This is a genomic window from Marinomonas foliarum, assembly GCF_016906065.1.
Classification (GTDB): Bacteria; Pseudomonadota; Gammaproteobacteria; order Pseudomonadales; family Marinomonadaceae; genus Marinomonas; species Marinomonas foliarum.
This window is the reverse complement of record NZ_CP070273.1, coordinates 2,415,384-2,434,938: the sequence shown is the minus strand read 5'-3', so window position 1 is coordinate 2,434,938 and position 19,555 is coordinate 2,415,384. Positions and strand designations below refer to the sequence as shown.

The window sequence follows — 19,555 nt, the reverse complement described above, 5'->3', positions numbered from 1 at the left end:
GTTATCGGTCCCCTTTTGGAGCAGATTTATTCACGGTTTCCTGAGGCGAACACAGTGCGGCTACGCCATTGAATACACGGTAGGAAGAGAAAAGAGAAATTAGAATTCCCGCAGTCACCACTGGAATATAACGAATGCCATCGGGAATACCCAATAGAGGAATGTTGCGACTCCAAGCAAAAGATGCCAGTTCATGGCTGTAATAAGCCATAGCAACACCAAACACGAATAGCGTTAGATCAATAAAAATATCGACACATTTCATGCTCTTCTCTGGTAGCACCAAAGACAGCATTTCAACACTTAAATGCGTACGTTGATGAATACCAACTGACGCACCTAAAAACGTGATCGTAGTAACCAACAACATGGCCATTTGCTCGACCCAAGTTGGGGTGTCATTCAACACATAACGACCAAATACTAACCAACCGAACGAGACAACAAGAATGACCATGCAAACGCCAGACATGCTCATCGCAATGACTGACAGCAGATCAAGAAAACGCTTCACGACGGGTTCTTTTATAGAAGAAGAATTCATCACATTACTCGCGATAAAAAATCATCGAATTACCGCCACCCAACACCAAAGTATTAGATGACGGCGCTTACTTCACTCTACGATTTAGTTCGTGTTGCGAATTTTTTCGATTAATGGAGCCAAAGTAGGGTTATCTTTAACCGCTTTCGCATAAACGGGTGCCATTGCATCTTGGAAGGCCGATTTATCTTTGATCTCTGTAATTTCAATACCTGCGTCGATTAGCTTTTGACGGCTCTCGGTGACTTTTTCTGCCCATAGTTTGCGTTCAAGCATTGCACTGTCTTGTGCCGCTTTACGAACTGCCTTTTGATCTGCTGGAGACAACTTAGCCCATGCTTTTGCACTGACACTCAAGGTTTCAGGCAAGATAAGGTGCTGAGTCAAAGAATAATATTTTGCCACTTCGAAATGGTTACTAGAGTCATATGATGGCCAGTTATTTTCAGCACCATCCACTACCCCAGTTTTAAGAGACTGGTAAACTTCAGAATAAGCCATTGGCGTCGCGTTACCACCAAGCGCTTCTACCATGCCAACATAAAGTTCATTATTCATTACACGAAACTTCAGGCCTTTCATGTCTTCTGGTGTTTTTATCGGCTTACGTGAATCGTAAAATGAGCGAGAGCCAGAATCATACCAAGCTAGGGAAATAATCCCCTTCTTCTCCATTGCCTTACTTAGCTCGTCACCAACAGGTCCATCCATAACCCGATGCATGTGTTCAACACTTTTAAAAATAAATGGTAAAGAAACGACATTTACTTCTGGAACAGAGGCGCCTATAGGGCCTAAGTTAAATTCTGCAAAATCGATACCGCCAACTTGCATCATTTGGATAGCATCTTCTTGGCTACCAAGAATAGCGCCATTATAAACTCGGCCACTGACACGACCATCGGTCGCTTTCTCAGCCTCTTTTATAAAAGACTCCATCGCAACCGTTACAGGATAGCCAGCTGGATGGACATTCCACCCCTTCCAATCCGCTTGCGCTAAGGGCGCAAAACATGAAGCCGCTAAAGCACCACTAACCAGTAAAGCAGACCCGATTTTTTTAGTGGAAAATTTTTTTATCATTGTTATTTCTCCTTTTTCGTCACCATTATCGGTGGCGGTTTATGTTGTCGAGATGACCGTTTAAGCAAACACATATCACCAACAATTAATTTGTATCATAAGATTTAGTTGTATTACAACAGACATCATATGACTAAATCTAAAAAGACTGTATTTCTCCTATAAAACAGCCATAATTTAAAGAAAAAACAGAGTCATCATATGTGATATACTTATCGACCGCTTATGCACGTAATGTAAATTGAGAAGTAACAGGTCATTATAAAAATGCCAGAAAAAGACAACACCAAATTGCGCCTTCCACAACTGACAGCGATACGTCTACGGGAAAAAATAGCTCAAGAAAAGCTCGTTCCTGGAGATAAACTACCAACAGAGCCAAGCTTAATAGCAGAAATGGGAGTAAGCAGAACCGTCCTTCGTGAAGCCATCGCTACTCTTAAGGCTGAAGGTTTAGTCGAAGCAAAACAGGGTGTAGGAGTGTTTGTATCCAGCCCAAAAACGGAAACAGTAGCAAGCTTAGCGCAAGGTGAGATGACCTTAACAGCGATCATAGAGACGATCGAAATCCGCATTGCACTTGAGGTTGAAAGTATTGCATTAGCTATATCACGCAGTTCACTAGCGCAAGAAGCAGAAATTTATCGGTGTTTTGACCTGCTAGAGCGCCAGCTGAAAAATCAGCAAAATGCTGAAAAAGAAGACTATGATTTTCACCATGCCATTGCTAGCGCAAGCAACAACCAGCATTTTGTGGATCTATTATCCATATTAGCTAAGCGCTCTATCCCACGCACTCGCCTACATGATGAGGCGAACCTAATTCAGAAACCTGATCTTGAAAAAATATTAATAGAAGAACATAAAGCCATCATTGATGCCTATGCCGAAAAAGACGTAGAAGCCGCAAGAAAAGCGATGAAAACCCACTTAACGAATGGGCTTAGACGATATAGAGAGTTAATAAGGGAAATAGACAGAGGCCATTCATAGTATGACTGGCCAAACGCTTATCTCAGCCCTACATTCTCAAAAATTTGGGCTAATCAGCTGCTTGTTAGCCTAACGATAATAGGCACACAAATTACAATGATCACCGATGAAATTAACGTCGAGCTCGCGATAGCATTCGCAGTCGACCTGCCATCATCCCCTTTCGATACTGCCGACACGTAAGCAGATGCAGCCGTTGGCGCACTCAAGAATAGGAAGAGATATAATAATTCTTTTTGGGTAAAACCAAGCCAAAAAGCAATAAAGGTAAACAAAAACGGGCTAATCAGCACCTTACTTAGAATGGCAAAAGAAAAAAACCTAGGTAACCGAAGACCGCTTGTCGCCAACGCACCACCAATACAAACTAACGCCAAAGGCAATGTTACACCACCAATCAAGGAGCCTGTTTTTACGATAAAGACAGGTAAATGTAAAGCACACAAATTCGCCAGAACACCAAGAATAATTGCCAGTATAAGAGGGTTCTGCGCCATGTTTTTCAACATAGACCGAATACGCAGAGCGCCATCACTGTACCTAGTCAAAATTATTTCCGCCAAAATATTAAACAGCAGCACACTTAATCCTGACATAACCCCACCGATAGCAACGCCTTCTTGGCCGAACATGTTAACGGCTAGCGCTAAACTAAAAACACCGCAATTTCCCCGAAAGGCTATTTGTACAAAAACCCCACGCTGGGCAGAGGGCAATGAAATACGAATCGCGAGAAACCAAGCGAGCAAAAAAGTGAGGAAAATAGAAAAGACAAAATATAGCGCAAAGTTCACACGGATGAGACCGCTTAGATTATTAGAGTACAGCCCTAAAAACAGCAACGTTGGCATGCACACTTTAAAAACAAACCGTGAACTAACAAGAATAAAATCGTCGTTAATCAGCCTGATTCGTCTTAAAAAGCCCCCCATCGCCACCATAAGTAAAACGGGGGCAGCCACATCCAATATAACGCTTTTTGCTTCCAACAACATAGACTCCATAAAGAAACGCTCTACCAACCTTTTTGGTTAATAGAGAGCTCTATCAGTACATAAAAAGCCTATTTTATACCAACTTATCGTTGATCAATTAAGGAATGTTCAAGGGATTTTATATCGAACCAAAATGCGGATAACGGTTAGCAAAAATACTCAGGAAATTCCTCCTGTAAAATACGTACTCGTGAAATAGTACCCGCCAAATGATCACGCATAGCCTCAAAAGCCTTGTCTTGCGAACCGCTCGCGATCGCATCAATAATCGCCGTATGTCCAGCCAGAACACTGCGAATCTTGCCTTCAGAAGGTAAATGCAAGCGTCGCACACGATCCATATGCCCAGACCTTGAACGCACCAATTTATACAAAGACTCATGGCCTATGGCAGTAAACATTGAACGATGGAACAGCTCATCCAGTTTAGCAAACATGATAATGTCCTCGCTGTCTGCTGTAGAAACCTGCTCCTGCATTGCAACAATCTCTCGTAACTGTGAAACAATTCCCTCGTTTGAAATCAGCGTTAACTGTCGCACCACTTCAAATTCGAGCGCCTCTCGAAGAAAGTGACTCTGCTCTAATTGTTTTACATCGATGTAAGAAACTTCTGTACCAGACTGAGGCTTAACATTCACCAAGCCCACCTGCTCTAGTCTCAGCAATGCTTCTCTGACCGGTGTTTGACTGACTTTATATTCACTGCACATCTCACCTCGAACAAGCTGCGATCCCGGTGGAAGCTCTAAACTAACAATGCGACGCAATAGATCATCATACACACGATCAACCGCTGTACGAGGTAAGTCGTTACTCTGCTCTAAATAATTTTTAATCAAATAATTATTCTTCTGGTTCATAAGATTGAAGCCATATTTTGCCTTAAATAGTTAAGTCATTATCTCAGAGCCGTTTGCAGCACGAAAGAAAAAAGACTTGCGCATCGAAATTAATATATTAGTATATGAATGACAAAGCCAACTAATATATTAGTATATAAGAAACTATAAAGAGCAATTCCTAACAATAAATCTAAAAATCAGGAGAAGAACTATGCCTCTCAAATCCATACCTAAAACGCTCACTGCAACTCTACTTACAGCAGGGTTAGTATTTTCAGTAGCCCCAACCTACGCTGAAACGCTCAAGGTCCAAACCAGCTTTAATGCGTCACACATCAGTTTGACTCGCTTGAATCAAATATGGATACCTAAACTAAAAGAAATGACTGGAGGCGACCTGCAAATAGAATTGCTACCTATTGGCTCTGTCGTTTCACATAAAGAAACGCCTGTGGCCGTTTCTATGGGAATCTTGGATGGCGACTTAACCGCAACCAGCTATTTTGCAGGTAAAGACCCCGCTTATGCGTTAATGGGCGACTTAATTGCAGGCTATGACAATCCAGCCCAAATTGAAGAGTTTTGCATGCAAGGCGGCGGTAAAGAGCTGCTACAAAAGATGTACAACAAATACGATCCCGGCGTTCATGTCATTGGCTGTAGCTCTGAAAAACGCGAAGCCTTCGTATCAAAAGTACCGGTTCGTGGGGTCGCAGATATGAAAGGGTTGAAAGTTCGCTCTCCTGAAGGTCTTGCTGCAGACGTATTTCGTCGTGCCGGCGCAGCACCCGTGTCACTTCCAGGCTCTGAGGTGTACACCGCACTAGAGAAAAACGTGATTGACGCGGCTGACTCTTCAGCGTACGCAAACAATGACGCCAGCGGCATGCACAAGGTCGCCAAATTTCCAATTTATCCTGGCATTCACTCAATGCCTTTTATGCAATTTACCATCAACGAAGCAACCTGGAACAAGATAGACAAAGAAGACCAAGCTGCTCTAACAGAATGGTTCTTGAGCGCTTACGCAGACCTACGCACCTATCTAGATGCTAAAGATAAAGAGCTGGTCGCACGCGACAAAGCCAAAGGCGACATTACCGTCATCGACTGGCCTCAATCCGAGCGAGACGATTTCCGTAAGATCGCGAAACAAGCATGGGAAGCATTCGGTAGTGCATCACCTCTAGCAACAGAAGTGTACAAAGCACACGTTAAATTCATGACCGAAAAAGGCCTACTCTAGCCCAAGAGTGATTTACCACTAGCGGCGGCTGGGCATTGTCCCGCCGTCGCACCTTTCACATAAAAATAAGCCTCCCCATGCAGTAGGCTGATAGATCAGGTGAACACTATGTCCAAAACTCAAAGCCTCAACGCTGATGACATTGTCGAAATTGCCGACGACAACCCGATTGAGCATGCGCAGCAGCATGAAGAATTCGAATACACGCCCATAGATCACTTTAGCCACTTTTCTGGCATTGGGGTTTCGCTGCTTTACCTTGTTGCGGCCGGTGCCACCTTATGGGAAGTTGTTGCCCGCTATGTGTTTAATTCGCCAACACAATGGGCATTTGAAGTGGTGATGGTGCTGTGCGCCGCAAGTTGGATGCTGTCGGCAGGCTACATCACGCTAAAGAAACGCCATATTGGTATTACGGTGATTCATAATATCGTCTCCCCTAAAGCCCAATGGCGCCTTGATCTATTTGCATCTTGCATTGGTATTGTTGCGCTATTCCTGTTGCTATCCGATGCTTCCATGCGCGCCTACATGGCGATAGATCATATTGAACGTACCGGTAGTGCGTTTAATTCCCCCATGCCCATGCTGTTGAAAACCTTACTCATGCTGGGTGGATTCATGTACCTCGCTCAGCTAACCGTTAACCTTTGGCGTCACGTAAACAGCAGATGGGCCAAAGCGGCAGTGAAGATAATCGGTCTATTTATGGTGCTGTACTTTATTAATGGTGTACTGGCCTATATTTCTGGACCTGGATCGATTTTCGATGGCGTGAGTGGTTACTTCTCAGCGGTTGGCCAAAGCCTAGACCCAAGCGCTGCACTGGACATGCGCTCATACAGCTTAGGGGTAATATCCTTAATCATGGTCGCGATGCTGGTGTCTTTGATGATGACAGGTATGCCACTGGGTATCGTAACCTTGATCGTCTCAGTCGTAATGGCCGTTGCTTTTTTTGGCCCGCGCGGGTTGTACCTAGTATCTGCCAACACTGCAGCATTGCTTGACCACTACACCTTGATAGCCATTCCCTTTTTCGTATTAATGGCGACGATCCTAGAAAAATCAGGTATCGCAGAAGATTTGTTCGATGCCATGTCGATATTTGCAGGCAATCTACGCGGTGGCGTGGCAGTACAAACCGTAGTTGTGGCGGTTATTCTCGCGGCCATGTCCGGTGTAATGGGCGGCGAAATTGTGATGCTTGGTCTTGTGGCTTTGCCTCAAATGCTGCGCTTAGGCTATGACCGAAAAATGAGCATTGGCTTAATTTGTGCTGCAGGCGCCTTGGCAACCCTGATTCCACCTTCGATCATCATGATCGTTTACGGCCTGTCTGCTGAAGTCGCCATTGGCGATCTATTTATGGCAGGAGCCGTACCTGGGCTAATGCTGGCGGTCTTCTATGCACTGTATGTTCTGATTCGTGTGCACATTAATCCTAAATTAGCGCCAACAGCGAAAGAAGTAGCAGCGCTAACAGGTGAAGAGCGTAAGCTGTCTAAAGCTCGTCTGAGCGCAGTATTCCTGAGCATTATGCTAATCGGCTGTGTGATGGGGTCCATCTATGGCGGTATCGCTTCGGTCACCGAAGCGGCGGCAGTGGGTGCCTTGGGTGCCATGATTGTTTCTGCAGTGCGTCACGAATTTAAATGGTCCATGCTTAAGGCATCTTTAGTTGGTTCTATGGCCACCGTGGGCACCATCATTTGGTTGGTACTGGGGTCCGTATCTTTTGTCGGTATCTTCAATCTAATCGGTGGCGCGGACTTTATGCGCTCACTGTTTATGAACCTTGGCATTCCAGCCATTGGCGTAATCTTGGTAATGATGCTGATTTTGGTGATCTTAGGCACCTTTATGGAATGGATCGCCATCGTGCTAATTACGGTTCCTGTTTTTGCCCCCGTCGTCATGACCCTAGCGCCTGAGCTTGGGCTGACGCCAGATCAAGCAAAAGTCTGGTTTGGTATTCTGTTTGTTCTCAACATTCAGATTTACTTCTTATCACCACCGTTTGGTCCAGCCTGCTTCTGGCTCAAATCAGTCGCACCAAAAGACATTTCTCTGCAAGAAATCTTCATCTCTGTGTTGCCATTTATCGGCTTACAAATTGTCGGGTTGATTCTGGTAATGAGCTTCCCTCAAATCGCCCTTTGGCTTCCCGAAGCGCTCGGAAATTAACCTAGGAGAATATTTATGATTGGTCACGATAATCAGTCTGAAATTGACCGTTATGGCGTTGCGCCTTGGATTGCGGGGGGCGTTGTTGCCACCATTCTAATCGTTTGTATGTTTGCTCTCGCCGCAGGTTTTGCCTAGCACTTTAGGATATTAACCATTTACATTTTTAACCTTCTTATTGATGGCAAAAAGCCATCGATAAGACTCCCTTTTATCAGGAGATAACCGTATGTCACGTATTAAACAAATTGAAATTACGCCTATTGCGTTCCGTGATCCTCCACTACTCAATGTTTATGGTGTTCATGAAGCATGGGCTTTACGCACCATTATTGAAATAAAGACAGAAGACGGCCAGTACGGTTTAGGCGAAAGTTATGGCGACGAACAGACCATCAGCCAATTGCGCCAAGTCGCGCCACACCTAGTGGGCATGGATGTCTTCAATGTCAATGCGATCCGTAACAAGATTGAATCCGTTGTCACTCTACCTGATCCAAACTCAGGGCTAGACATCGCCCCAGGAACATTGGGCGCAACCACAGTACCACGTATTTTCTCTGCCTTCGAAGTCGCTTGCTTAGACCTAATGGGTAAGATTACAGGCCGTCCTGTATGTGATTTATTAGGCGGTAAAGTACGCGATGAAGTTGCCTACAGCGCTTACCTGTTCTACAAATTTGAACGTCATGGCTTTACCGATGATCCATGGGTAGATACATGGGGCGAAGCGGTAACACCAGAGCAAATCGTTGCGCAAGCGAAAAAGATGATTGATCAATACGGCTTCCAATCGATCAAACTCAAAGCGGGTGTGTTCGAGCCGGAAAAAGAGATTGAAGCGCTAGAAGCACTACGTGAGGCCTTCCCAGATGTACCGCTGCGTATTGATCCCAATGGTGGTTGGACGGTTGAAACCACCAAGCGCTTATTAGACAAATTTGGCAATGGACTACTGCAATATTTAGAAGACCCTGCCCACGGCCAAGAAGCCATGGGACAAGTAAGCGCCATGACCGACATTCCATTAGCGACCAATATGTATGTCATTGGGTTCTTTGACATTCCAAAGGCCATCGAGCTGGATTCGGTGCAAGTCATTTTGTCTGATCACCATTACTGGGGCGGCCTAAGAGCCACACAAGAATTGGCACAGTTGTGTAAAACATGGGACATCGGCCTATCAATGCACTCCAACTCTCACTTAGGCATCAGCTTAATGGCCATGACTCATGCCGCCGCAGCGATTGATAATCTAACCTACGCCTGCGACACACACTACCCTTGGCAAGAAGAGGAAGTGATTGTCGGCGGCAAGATCCCATTCAAAAATGGCGCAGTCGTGGTCCCTGATAAACCTGGCTTAGGTGTGGAATTGGATAGAGACGCCTTAGCTGTGTTAGCCAAAAACTATGAAAACTGTGGCATCCGTGCTCGTGATGACGTTGCGGAAATGCGCAAGTACCAACCAGACTGGAAAGGCACCGTACCACGCTTCTAAGAGGTTAGATCCTTTAATGTCTTGCCGACTTAAAGGAGCAATGTTCAGGCAAAAGTTGTGCTCTAGCTTGCTCGAATTTCCCTATGGAAATTCGAGCTTTTTTATCTAGAAAATCAAAGAATAACAGGCGTAAGCAGTGGTTTACCTGCAAAGTGCGCAGCGAGATTTTCCACTACCAATTGCGCCATGGCAGCACGCGTTTCGTAAGTGCCGCTAGCACAGTGAGGCTGTAAGACCACGTGATCCATAGACAGTAGTGCTTTAGGAACATTCGGTTCATCCACAAATACATCCAAACCCGCACCTTTGATCGCGCGCTGTTCAAGCAACTCTACTAACGCCTCTTCATCAACGACGGAACCACGCGAAACATTGATAAAGTAGCTGTCCTCACCTAATGCTTTCAAAACTTCGCGGCTAATTAAGCCTTCTGTCGCTGGGCCACCAGGAATGACCGGTGCTAACACATCCACGTCTTTTGCCAAGGCAACCAGATCGTCGTAGTGACGGTAAGCGACATCTGTTTTAGCTTGACGACTGAAGTAACTGACACTCATACCAAACGCTTCAGCACGGGCTGCGATGGCTTTGCCAATTCGCCCTAAGCCTACGATACCAAGAGTTTTACCTTTCAGAGAGGCATTCAACGGCATCATGCCCTTCTCGACCCAGTGACCACTCTGAATCCAATCCACTGCAGGCAACATACGGCGCAGTGTCGTCAATGTGAGCATCATCGCCATATCGGCCACATCATCGGTCAATACATCCGGCGTATTTGTAACAGGAATGCCGCGCTTGTGGCAGGCTTCCACGCAGATGGTATCCAGACCCACACTGGATGAACAAACGATTTCCAAATTCGGCAGTTGCGCCAATAAGGTTTCGTCAAAGCCGCCCCCGTGAGTGGTTGCCACCGCACGTATCTTGTCACCAACAGCACCGATCATGGCGGCTTTTTCTTCTACTGAGGCAAGATCGTAACGATGTAGTTCATAAGTGTCTGCCAGCATTTGCATTTGTTCTGGGCGGTTTGGCCAAACGACCAATACGTCGATTTTACTCATATAATGATTTCCTTATGTCCGTTTAAAGTATCGCCAACAGCACTGGAGCGATAAATACGATCACCAATGAGCCGACTAAGGTGGATGTGGCAATGGCATTGGCGGTCACTTTGCCGTCACTGCCATGGGCTACAGAAACGACGTAGGCTGACGCTGCGACGGGCGCACCAAAAAACAAGAATAGATACAACTGCTCGTGCTCAGAGAAGCCTAATAATGCAGCCAAGCAGGTTAAAATCACTGGGCTAATAAAAACTTTAACCGCAATCGCTAACGAAATACGGCGCGGTAAAATAAAGCGACTGGTAGCCAACGAGCCGCCAATGCACAACAAAGCTAAGGGTAAAGTCACACTGCCTAAATACTTACCTGTGGTCACTACCTGACTCGGAATCGGCAAGCCGATCAGATTCACGATAATGCCTGCCACAACACCAACAATCATCGGATTGCGCACGATGGTGCCAAACAATGCTTTGTGACTAATGGTGTAGTCTTTTTGATAACGTGACAGAGCAATTTCGGCCAACACGTTAAACATAACAGACGTGATACTGGCCAAAACACCGCCTATTACAACGCCTTCGTCGCCAAACATGTTCACAACAAGGGCTAAACTGAACACACCAGTATTACCGCGAAATGCGATTTGAATAAAGATGCCTCGCTCGTGTTCTGGCACTTTCGCACGGCCAGATAACCACCATGCGAAACCGAAGGTAAGCAGTATACCTACCGCAAAAAACAGCGGCATTTGCCATGACATCAAATTACTCGGACTCGCCCCAAGCATGCTAAAAAAGAGTAACGTCGGCATGCCGACAGCAAAGACAAAGCGTGAGCCAGAAGCAATGAAACTGTCATCAATGACGCCTCGCTTTCTCAGAAAGGCCCCAACCACTATCAGTAATAAAACGGGGATGGACACATCCAAAATAGCCGTAAAAGCAGTCACTTCCATCAATCTCTCCCAAATAGCACAGCAACAAATAAAAAGGGGCACCGAAGTGCCCCTTGAAATAGCGATTATTGGAGCTTAATAAGTGTGACTTAGTTAAACTTTCCATCCACCAATTGCGGCACATTCAAAGGATTCTTATCTTGAATGGCTTCAGGGATCAATGAGCTTGGGAAGTCTTGGTAACACACTGGTCGTAGGAAGCGATCAATCGCCGCACTACCAACAGACGTAGAACGGCTATCAGAGGTTGCAGGGAAAGGACCACCATGAACCATGGAATGACACACTTCTACACCTGTTGGGTAGCCATTGCATAGGATACGACCGACTTTACGCTCTAGCGTGGGTAACAAAGCTCGAACGGCTTCAACATCCTCATCAGACATTTGAACCGTTGCAGTCAATTGACCTTCTAAATGCTCAGCCACCACCTTGTATTCATCCAAGGTATCGCACTCGATGATCAAAGACGTTGAGCCAAATACTTCATCTTCCATTGATGCATCAGCCAAGAAAGCTTTCGCACTGGTAGCGAATACATGTGGGCAACACTGGTTTGGTTGATCGCTATCATTACCTTTCGCCAACAGTGCCGCTGTTGAGTTGTTGTTCAGTTTCTCAACACCTTCACAGTAAGCTTGGTAAATACCAGGTGTTAGCATGGTTTGTGTGCCCAATGCTTGTACTTCGCTAGCAACCGTTGCTTTAAAGCTATCCGCCGCTTCGCCTTTCAACAGAACAACCATGCCTGGGTTTGTACAGAATTGACCTGCGCCCATGGCAAGTGAGCCAACAAAACCTTTCGCCACACTTTGCGCTTCAGCAGACAGTTTTTCAGGCATGACAAAGACTGGGTTGATGCTGCTCATTTCTGCATAAACAGGAATTGGCTCAGGACGATTTGCAGCAATATTCATCAGCGCAACGCCACCGCTACGAGATCCAGTAAAACCAACGGCTTTAATAGAAGGGTGCGCTACCAAAGCACTACCGATTTCACGGCCAGAGCCATAAAGTAGAGAGAAAACGCCTGCAGGCAGGCCGCATTTTTTAACCGCTGCCGTAATCGCGCGACCAACAAGTTCAGACGTACCAGGATGAGCAGAATGTGCTTTTACGACAACAGGACAGCCTGCCGCCAATGCAGACGCTGTATCACCACCAGCAACAGAGAAAGCCAATGGGAAGTTACTTGCACCAAAGACCGCAACTGGGCCTAAGGCAATTTTTTGGAAACGTAAATCAGAGCGAGGCAATGGCGCACGATCTGGCATAGCAGGATCAATGCGAGCATCCGTAGCTTTACCCAAACGAACAACGCCAGCGAACAAACGTAATTGCCCCATAGTACGGCCACGCTCACCTTCGATACGCGCTTTTGGCAAACCAGATTCCGCCATAGCACGCTCTACCAAGGCATCACCTAATGCTAAAATTTCATCAGCGACGCATTCTAGGAAAGCGGCACGTTTTTCTGTACTAATGGCACGGTATTGATCAAATGCTTGCCAAGCAGCACTCACCGCTTGCTCAACTTCGTCTTTGGTTGCGCCATTATAAGCAGGTTCAAGTGTTTCATTTGTCGCAGGATTGATTGCATAAATGGCTTTTTGCGTGCCAGTAATATCGTTACCTGCCACCAATGAAGTGCCTTTAAGAAGCCCTTTCGTATCCATGTTTCCCCCAATTTTTTTGTACAAAATAAGCGCGTGCTTAAAAAACACGCGCGAGCAATAAAAAGAAACGAGCTAGGTTCGTCTCAATTACATTGTGGTGAAGGCTTTGTGCAATACAATAATCTGATCGCGCGTAAAAATGGTCTCACTCTAAATCAAACGTATTATCGCTTTGATAACGTTCATATAGGTGATAGGCACGATATAAATGGTTATGCATTGCCTGTCTGGCACCTTCTGCATTTTGGTCTCTAATACAGTTAAAGATCTCAAGATGCTCAGATCGAATACGACGTAAGTATTCGTCTGTTGCAACTTGCTCCAAGTCTGTATTTATTAACTTTGCTCTTGGGATAACGTTCTTATTAAACTGCTCATAGAACTGTTTAAGGAAAGGGTTACGAGTAGCAGAACAAATAGCTAAATGAAAAGCATAGTCTTCTTTTCGTGCCAATTCGCCTCGACTTAATGCCTCGTCAAAATCATTAAAATGTTTTTCAAGTATTGCCACATCTTCTTCTGAGCGACGTAAAGCTGCCAGCTCACAAGCCGTTGTTTCAACACTCAAACGCATTTCTAAGATATGTAGAATATCGGCAATGGCAGTGGGGTCAATCTGATAAGCAAACAACGTCTCACTAGACTGAGCACGAATAACGCTGGTACCAACCCCACGTTTCGTTTCAACCAGACCCAGTGACTTCAGCTGTGTAATTGCTTCTCGGATAACGGTGCGGCTCACACCAAATAGATCGCATAATGCATTTTCTGTTGGTAATTTATCTCCAACAGAAATATGGCCAGCCGAAATTTGCTTTTCAAGTTGTTTTGCAACATTGCTTGCTAAGCTATCGCCCTTACCCACTCGCTCTATTTGTAGTGATTTAGCCACCGTTTTAACCCCATCCATTCTAAATACGCCGTATATTCTAAAACCCAGAACATTACCCCAGTGCTAACTATCTAACAAGCGCTGGTTTCTTAGAATCAAATGTCCAACCCGGAATAAGAAACTGCATTGCCTGACTATCGTCACGCTGCCCTAAGGTTAACGTTTTATATAATTCGTGCGCTTCCATCAGTTTTTCACGGTCCAATTCAATACCTAAACCAGGTTTAGTTGGTACGGTAATTTTGCCACCACGAATTTTTAATGGGTCTTTGGTAACGCGCTGGCCATCTTGCCAAATCCAATGGGTATCAATTGCGGTCACTTCACCCGGACAAGCAGCAGCAACATGCGTCATCATCGCCAAAGAGATATCGAAGTGGTTGTTGCTGTGAGATCCCCACGTCATGCCCCATTCGTTACATAATTCACCTACGGCTACGGCACCTTGCATGGTCCAGAAATGACAATCGGCCAGCGGAATATCAACAGAGTCCATACGCACTGCATTTTTGAACTGTTTCCAGTCCGTTGCGATCATGTTAGTTGCGGTTTTCAAACCCGTTCTGCGTTTGAATTCAGACATAGTTTCACGACCAGACCAAGCACCTTCTTGACCACAAGGGTCTTCTGCGTAGCTCAACATGTGTTTGATTGGATCTAGATATTCTACTGCCTGATCAAGCGTCCAAGCGCCATTTGGATCTAACGTCAAACGTGCTTCTGGGAAGGCTTCGTATAATGCGCGAATACAATCTGCTTCTTGATGGCCATCAAGAACACCACCTTTTAATTTAAAGTCTTTGAAGCCATAACGGTCGTAAGCGGCTTTTGCGAGTGTTGCTATAGAATCTGGCGTCACGGCTTCTAGACCACGTACACGATCCCACTCATCAACAGGATTATCATAGGTTGGGTAAGGCAAGTTTGTTTTGGTGCGGTCACCTAGGAAAAATAAATAGCCTAACGCTTCAACTTCGTCGCGCTGTTTGCCATATTGACCAAGTAAATCAACAACAGGTAAGCCCATATTTTGACCAGCCAAATCCAACAATGCAGACTCAATTGCTGTAATAACGTGAACAGCCGTTCTAAGGTCAAAGGTTTGGTTGCCGCGAACATCATCCACTTTACCGGATGTCGCATTACGCACATCACTAATAATGCTTTTCCACTTTCCGACGCTCTGCCCTTCGACTAGGGCGCGACATTCTTCCAGTGTAGAAATAATTTTATCGGTTGCTGGCACTTCGCCTAGGCCGATATTTCCATCATTATCTTCCAGTATTACTACTGTACGAATAAACCATGGTGCGTGACCACCACTAAGATTCAGCAGAAAACTATCATAGCCAGCAACTGGCACTACCTGCATTTTTTTAATTGTTGTAAACATATGATGGGCTCTCCCCGATTTATTAGATCGAATGGGAGAGTAAACTCCCCCACCTTAATCTTTAATGCTTAATTACGTTCAATAATCGCTTTTAAAGCAGCAAGATCTGCAGCGTTTGGCATAGTAAGAGGCGGACGCACATCGCCAGCTGAGATGCCTTTCAGTGCCGCACCAGCTTTAATCAGACTTACCGCATAACCCTTCTTAGTGTCACGTAGGCGACAGAAAGGAATGAAGAAATCTTGAATAATACGCGTTACCGTTGCCTGATCACCACCACGCAATGCTTTATAAAAGTCCATCGCCATTTCAGGCATGAAGTTGTACGCAGCAGATGAATATGTATTAACACCAATTGAAAGGTAGGCTTCAGCAAAGATCTCAGCCGTTGGAACACCACCGATGTAAACTAGACGATCACCTACTGTTTTAATCGTGTCATTCAATGCTGCGATGTTACCCACGCCATCTTTTAGCGCCACCATGTTCGGGTTACGAGCAGCCAGCTCTTTAACAGACTCAGCGCTTAGAATGCCATTACCACGGTTATAGTAAATAAATTGAGTATCAGCGCTCGCCATAACCGCCGATGCGTATTCTATGATGCCGTCTTCTGGGCATTCCGTTAAGAATGGAGGCATCAACAAGATACCATCACAACCTGCATCTGCAGCAATTTTAGAAAAGTTAGACGCATCTTTTACGCTGCGGCCTGCAGCAGCAATTACTGGTACACGACCTTTTACTGTTGCAACAGAAACCTTAACGATTTCGCGGAAGTCTTCTTCATCAAGAGAGAAAAACTCGCCAGTGCCACCAGCAATGAAAATTGAAGAAACGCCGTGCTTGATGAACGACTCTAGGCGCTCTTTATATGTCTCAGCGTTAAATTTACCGTTCGCATCGAAGTCAGTTACCGGGAATGATAAAAGACCATCACTTAGAGCGCCGCGCATTTGTTCAACAGAAAAAGCCATTTTGTTTTCCTCACTTCTTGTTATTAACTTTGCCTTAAGGCTTGTTAGAAATTTTTAGTTTGTTATACATCATACAACCATACATTCAAATAGCAATGACATTTCGCCTAATAATTAGGTCACTGGTGCAGGATTAAATAAGACCAAATCATTGTGTAAGCCCAGCTTATCTGCAGCCACTTGCTTACGCCCTGACGCGACATCAAGAATGAGGTGGAACAACTCCCAGCCTGCTTCTTCTAAAGTAATTTCTTTGCTCGCGATACGTCCTGCATCCATATCAATTAAGTCGTGCCAACGCTTACCCAACGTAGAGTTTGTCGACACTTTAATAACAGGGGCGACCTCCAAGCCATACGGCGTACCACGTCCTGTGGTAAATACTTGGATATTCATTCCAGAAGCGAACTGCAAGGTGCCACAAATAAAATCACTGGCAGGCGTTGCCGCAAATATAAGCCCTCGTTTACGAATACGCTCACCTGGACTTAGCACATCGATAATGGGGCTATTACCCGACTTAGTAATGGAACCAAGGGATTTTTCCACTATGTTGTTCAGACCGCCTTTTTTGTTACCCGGTGTGGTGTTTGCGCTGCGATCGGCTTGACCTTGATTTAGGTAATCGTCGTACCATTGCATTTCACGCAGCAAGGCCTTTCCAACTTCCACTGTGTCCGCTCGTGGCGTTAAAAGATGGATAGCATCACGCACTTCTGTCACCTCAGAAAACATGACAGAACCGCCTGCACGAACAATCAAATCTGACGCATAACCAACAGCGGGGTTCGCAGTAATGCCAGAAAAAGCATCGCTACCACCACACTGCATACCAACAACCAGCTCTGAAATTGGGCACGGCTCTCGACGTCGCTTGTTTAAACGTTCAAGGTGCGCTTCGGCCATCTCCATAATATGGTCGACCATATCTTGGAAACCGTGATGATTTTCATCCTGCAGGCTCACCACATGGTCTTCTAAAGTCTTGGCCGCTTCAGAGTTTGGCAAAATATTAATCGCTTGCTCATCGTCTATTTCAAGCAAGCGTGATGGAGAGAGCTTTTCACAACCCAAACCTACCACCATAATTTCACCACCAAAGTTCGGATTTTTAGCGATGTTTTGTAATGTACGAATTGGCACGATAGCCGCAGGCGCAGTAATTGCCACCCCACAACCATAGCTATGATTGAGTGCCACAACGCCATCTACATTTGGGTATTTTGGTAAAAGCGTTTTTTTGATCAACTTAACAACATAGTCAGTAATACCGGCAACACATTGCACGCTGGTACTGATACCTAACAAGTTTTTAGTGCCCGCTGAGCCATCCGGATTTTTATAACCATCAAAGGTATAACCTTCCAAAGGCTCAAAAGCAGGCTTCTCGCGAGTCGCCAGTGGCAACTCATCGAGTGCAGGAGGCGTCGGCATATCGACCACTTTCTCAGACACCCAAGAGCCTTGTTTAATTTCGTGTTTTGCGTAGCCCACTACTTCATTGTAACGACGCACTTCACCGCCATTAGCAATATCAGCCAAAGCAACCTTATGACCCTGTGGCACGTCTTCTAACAAGACAACGCCACCTGGAAGCTCGGCCCCCTTTGGTGCACCACCTTGATTTAAGATAATGGCAACATTGTCACTTTCATGTATTTGAATCAGTACATAAGAATCACTCATGACTTCACCTCTTTATTCGCGTGTTGTTTGCTTTTTCTATGGATCATCACAGACACGACGATAGATAAAATAATCAACCCCCATAACACCATCGCAATCGGACTTTTGGTGAACAAAATGGAATACTCACCGTAAGACTCTAAACTCTTCACAAAATACACTTCGGCACTGCTGCCCAAGATAAAGCCGATAACCAAAGGCGCAATCTCAATACCAATCTTAGTAAAGACCCAACCAGCAACACCGAATAAGAACAATGTCCATACATCAAACATGATGCCGTAGTTAATCGCATAAGCGCCCACTGCACACATCATTACAATGATTGGGTATAAGATAAATTTCGGAATCAGCACCACTTTAGCGATATGACGAATGGCATAGAACATCACGATAAACATGACGATGTTGGCAAACATAAGCGCCGTTATCATCGAGAACCATGTGTCTATATTTTCGCCAATGAACAAAGGCCCTACTTGTAAACCTTGCAGCGTAAAGGCTCCAATCAAGACAGCAGTTGTACTGTCGCCAGGAATACCCAACGACAACAAAGGAATCAAAGCACCACCAGTCAAACCGTTATTTGCCGACTCTGATGCCACCAAGCCCTCTGGCTCACCTTTACCCAACTTCTCTGGGTGCTTAGAAAAATTCTTTTGTTGTGTATACGCTAAAATCGACGCCGCACTTCCACCAATACCAGGCAACATACCAATGAATGTGCCGATCGAAGAAGAGCGCAATAAGTTACTAAATTGGCCTCTGAAAATATTGAAGCGAAAAGGCGTACCTTTACTGAGATTTACTTTATTTTCAAAAGAGGGTTCTCTGGCGCCCTTTTCAGCTTCTTCAATGATGGTTGAAATACCGAAAAGACCAATCAATACCGGCAACAATGAAAAGCCATAAGCCAAGTAAGGTTCCATGAACGGTGCCATTAGACGATATTCGCCATTACCACCGTTAGACACATCGTAAGTGCCTATCAAACTAAGCAATACACCAAGTAGCCCACTAAAAACGCCCATTAGAATATTTTTAGACAATGACGCAATAACCGACATTGCAAAAAAGATCATTAGGAACTTCTCAATGTATGAGAACTTAATAGCGAAGTCTGACAAGACAGGCGCAAAGAAGAACAATACGATCGCGCTGAACGTACCGCCAAACAAAGAAGCAACAATACAGGTCTTCAGGGCACGCTCGGCTTCACCCCGTTGCGCCATCGGATAACCATCAAAGGTTGTCGTAATCGACGACGGCGTACCTGGAATATTCAGCAATACAGCAGGCACCAAACCACCCGAAATACCGCCAACATATAGTCCTAGCAACAGCGCTAAGCCTTCTTGTAAGCCCAAGGTATAAGTTAATGGTAGACACACTGCAACAGCCATTGTCGCTGTCATACCAGGGATAGCACCAAAAATGATGCCGATGATGGATCCAGCCGCCGCTAATAAAAAGAAGGACGGTGAAAGTAATTCAAGAAATTCCATAAAG

General features: G+C 45.2%; 17 protein-coding genes. 5 read left to right on the top strand and 12 right to left on the bottom strand.

Annotated features, from left to right (window positions below; translation table 11 throughout):
* Nucleotide 1: 1 nt before the first annotated feature.
* On the bottom strand, nt 2-544 hold the full coding sequence (locus JSY38_RS11215; RefSeq protein WP_205113308.1) for a TRAP transporter small permease: 543 nt from the start codon (nt 542-544) through the stop codon (nt 2-4).
* A gap of 84 nt (nt 545-628) precedes the next feature.
* Complete coding sequence (locus JSY38_RS11210; protein ID WP_205113307.1) at nt 629-1,627, bottom strand: TRAP transporter substrate-binding protein; 999 nt, start codon at nt 1,625-1,627, stop codon at nt 629-631.
* A 267-nt stretch (nt 1,628-1,894) separates the two neighbouring features.
* On the opposite strand from JSY38_RS11210, the gene JSY38_RS11205 reads away from it, so the two are divergent.
* Entirely contained in the window at nt 1,895-2,620 is a 726-nt protein-coding gene (locus JSY38_RS11205) for a FadR/GntR family transcriptional regulator (protein ID WP_205113306.1), read from the top strand.
* A gap of 53 nt (nt 2,621-2,673) precedes the next feature.
* Here JSY38_RS11205 and JSY38_RS11200 read toward each other — a convergent pair whose 3' ends face one another.
* Both JSY38_RS11200 and JSY38_RS11195 read right to left on the bottom strand, forming a co-directional pair.
* Entirely contained in the window at nt 2,674-3,624 is a 951-nt protein-coding gene (locus JSY38_RS11200; RefSeq protein WP_205113305.1) for an AEC family transporter, read from the bottom strand.
* A 137-nt stretch (nt 3,625-3,761) separates the two neighbouring features.
* Entirely contained in the window at nt 3,762-4,457 is a 696-nt protein-coding gene (locus JSY38_RS11195; protein WP_239543951.1) for a GntR family transcriptional regulator, read from the bottom strand.
* A 214-nt stretch (nt 4,458-4,671) separates the two neighbouring features.
* Here JSY38_RS11195 and JSY38_RS11190 point away from each other — a divergent pair, with 214 nt between their 5' ends.
* The 4 genes from JSY38_RS11190 to JSY38_RS11175 all read left to right on the top strand — a co-directional run bounded on the left by JSY38_RS11190 (nt 4,672) and on the right by JSY38_RS11175 (nt 9,394).
* Complete coding sequence (locus JSY38_RS11190) at nt 4,672-5,706, top strand: TRAP transporter substrate-binding protein (RefSeq protein WP_205113303.1); 1,035 nt, start codon at nt 4,672-4,674, stop codon at nt 5,704-5,706.
* Nucleotides 5,707-5,814: 108 nt separating this feature from the next.
* Nucleotides 5,815-7,893 carry a TRAP transporter large permease subunit gene (locus JSY38_RS11185; protein ID WP_205113302.1) on the top strand — a complete coding sequence of 693 codons (2,079 nt, stop codon included), beginning with the start codon at nt 5,815-5,817 and terminating at the stop codon, nt 7,891-7,893.
* A 15-nt stretch (nt 7,894-7,908) separates the two neighbouring features.
* Complete coding sequence (locus tag JSY38_RS11180; RefSeq protein ID WP_205113301.1) at nt 7,909-8,031, top strand: dihydroxy-acid dehydratase; 123 nt, start codon at nt 7,909-7,911, stop codon at nt 8,029-8,031.
* A 91-nt stretch (nt 8,032-8,122) separates the two neighbouring features.
* Nucleotides 8,123-9,394: a glucarate dehydratase family protein gene (locus JSY38_RS11175; protein ID WP_205113300.1), complete on the top strand. Its 1,272-nt coding sequence runs from the start codon at nt 8,123-8,125 to the stop codon at nt 9,392-9,394.
* Between the two features lie 113 nt (nt 9,395-9,507).
* Here the strand turns inward: JSY38_RS11175 and JSY38_RS11170 are convergent, their stop codons facing one another.
* The 8 genes from JSY38_RS11170 to JSY38_RS11135 form a co-directional block, all read right to left on the bottom strand.
* Nucleotides 9,508-10,461 carry a 2-hydroxyacid dehydrogenase gene (locus JSY38_RS11170; RefSeq protein WP_205113299.1) on the bottom strand — a complete coding sequence of 318 codons (954 nt, stop codon included), beginning with the start codon at nt 10,459-10,461 and terminating at the stop codon, nt 9,508-9,510.
* A gap of 22 nt (nt 10,462-10,483) precedes the next feature.
* Entirely contained in the window at nt 10,484-11,422 is a 939-nt protein-coding gene (locus tag JSY38_RS11165) for an AEC family transporter (protein WP_205113298.1), read from the bottom strand.
* 89 nt (nt 11,423-11,511) lie between these two features.
* Nucleotides 11,512-13,098 carry an aldehyde dehydrogenase (NADP(+)) gene (locus JSY38_RS11160; RefSeq protein WP_205113297.1) on the bottom strand — a complete coding sequence of 529 codons (1,587 nt, stop codon included), beginning with the start codon at nt 13,096-13,098 and terminating at the stop codon, nt 11,512-11,514.
* A 145-nt stretch (nt 13,099-13,243) separates the two neighbouring features.
* Nucleotides 13,244-13,990: a FadR/GntR family transcriptional regulator gene (locus tag JSY38_RS11155; protein WP_239543950.1), complete on the bottom strand. Its 747-nt coding sequence runs from the start codon at nt 13,988-13,990 to the stop codon at nt 13,244-13,246.
* Between the two features lie 67 nt (nt 13,991-14,057).
* Nucleotides 14,058-15,383 carry an enolase C-terminal domain-like protein gene (locus tag JSY38_RS11150; protein ID WP_205113295.1) on the bottom strand — a complete coding sequence of 442 codons (1,326 nt, stop codon included), beginning with the start codon at nt 15,381-15,383 and terminating at the stop codon, nt 14,058-14,060.
* A 68-nt stretch (nt 15,384-15,451) separates the two neighbouring features.
* Nucleotides 15,452-16,360, bottom strand: a complete 909-nt coding sequence (locus tag JSY38_RS11145) for a 5-dehydro-4-deoxyglucarate dehydratase (protein ID WP_205113294.1) — start codon at nt 16,358-16,360, stop codon at nt 15,452-15,454.
* Nucleotides 16,361-16,474: 114 nt separating this feature from the next.
* The gene (garD, locus tag JSY38_RS11140; RefSeq protein WP_205113293.1) at nt 16,475-18,046 is read right to left on the bottom strand and encodes a galactarate dehydratase; all 1,572 of its coding nucleotides are present in this window, start codon (nt 18,044-18,046) and stop codon (nt 16,475-16,477) included.
* Nucleotides 18,043-19,551: a tripartite tricarboxylate transporter permease gene (locus JSY38_RS11135; protein WP_205113292.1), complete on the bottom strand. Its 1,509-nt coding sequence runs from the start codon at nt 19,549-19,551 to the stop codon at nt 18,043-18,045. The genes garD and JSY38_RS11135 overlap by 4 nt, the downstream gene beginning before the upstream one ends.
* Nucleotides 19,552-19,555: the final 4 nt, after the last annotated feature.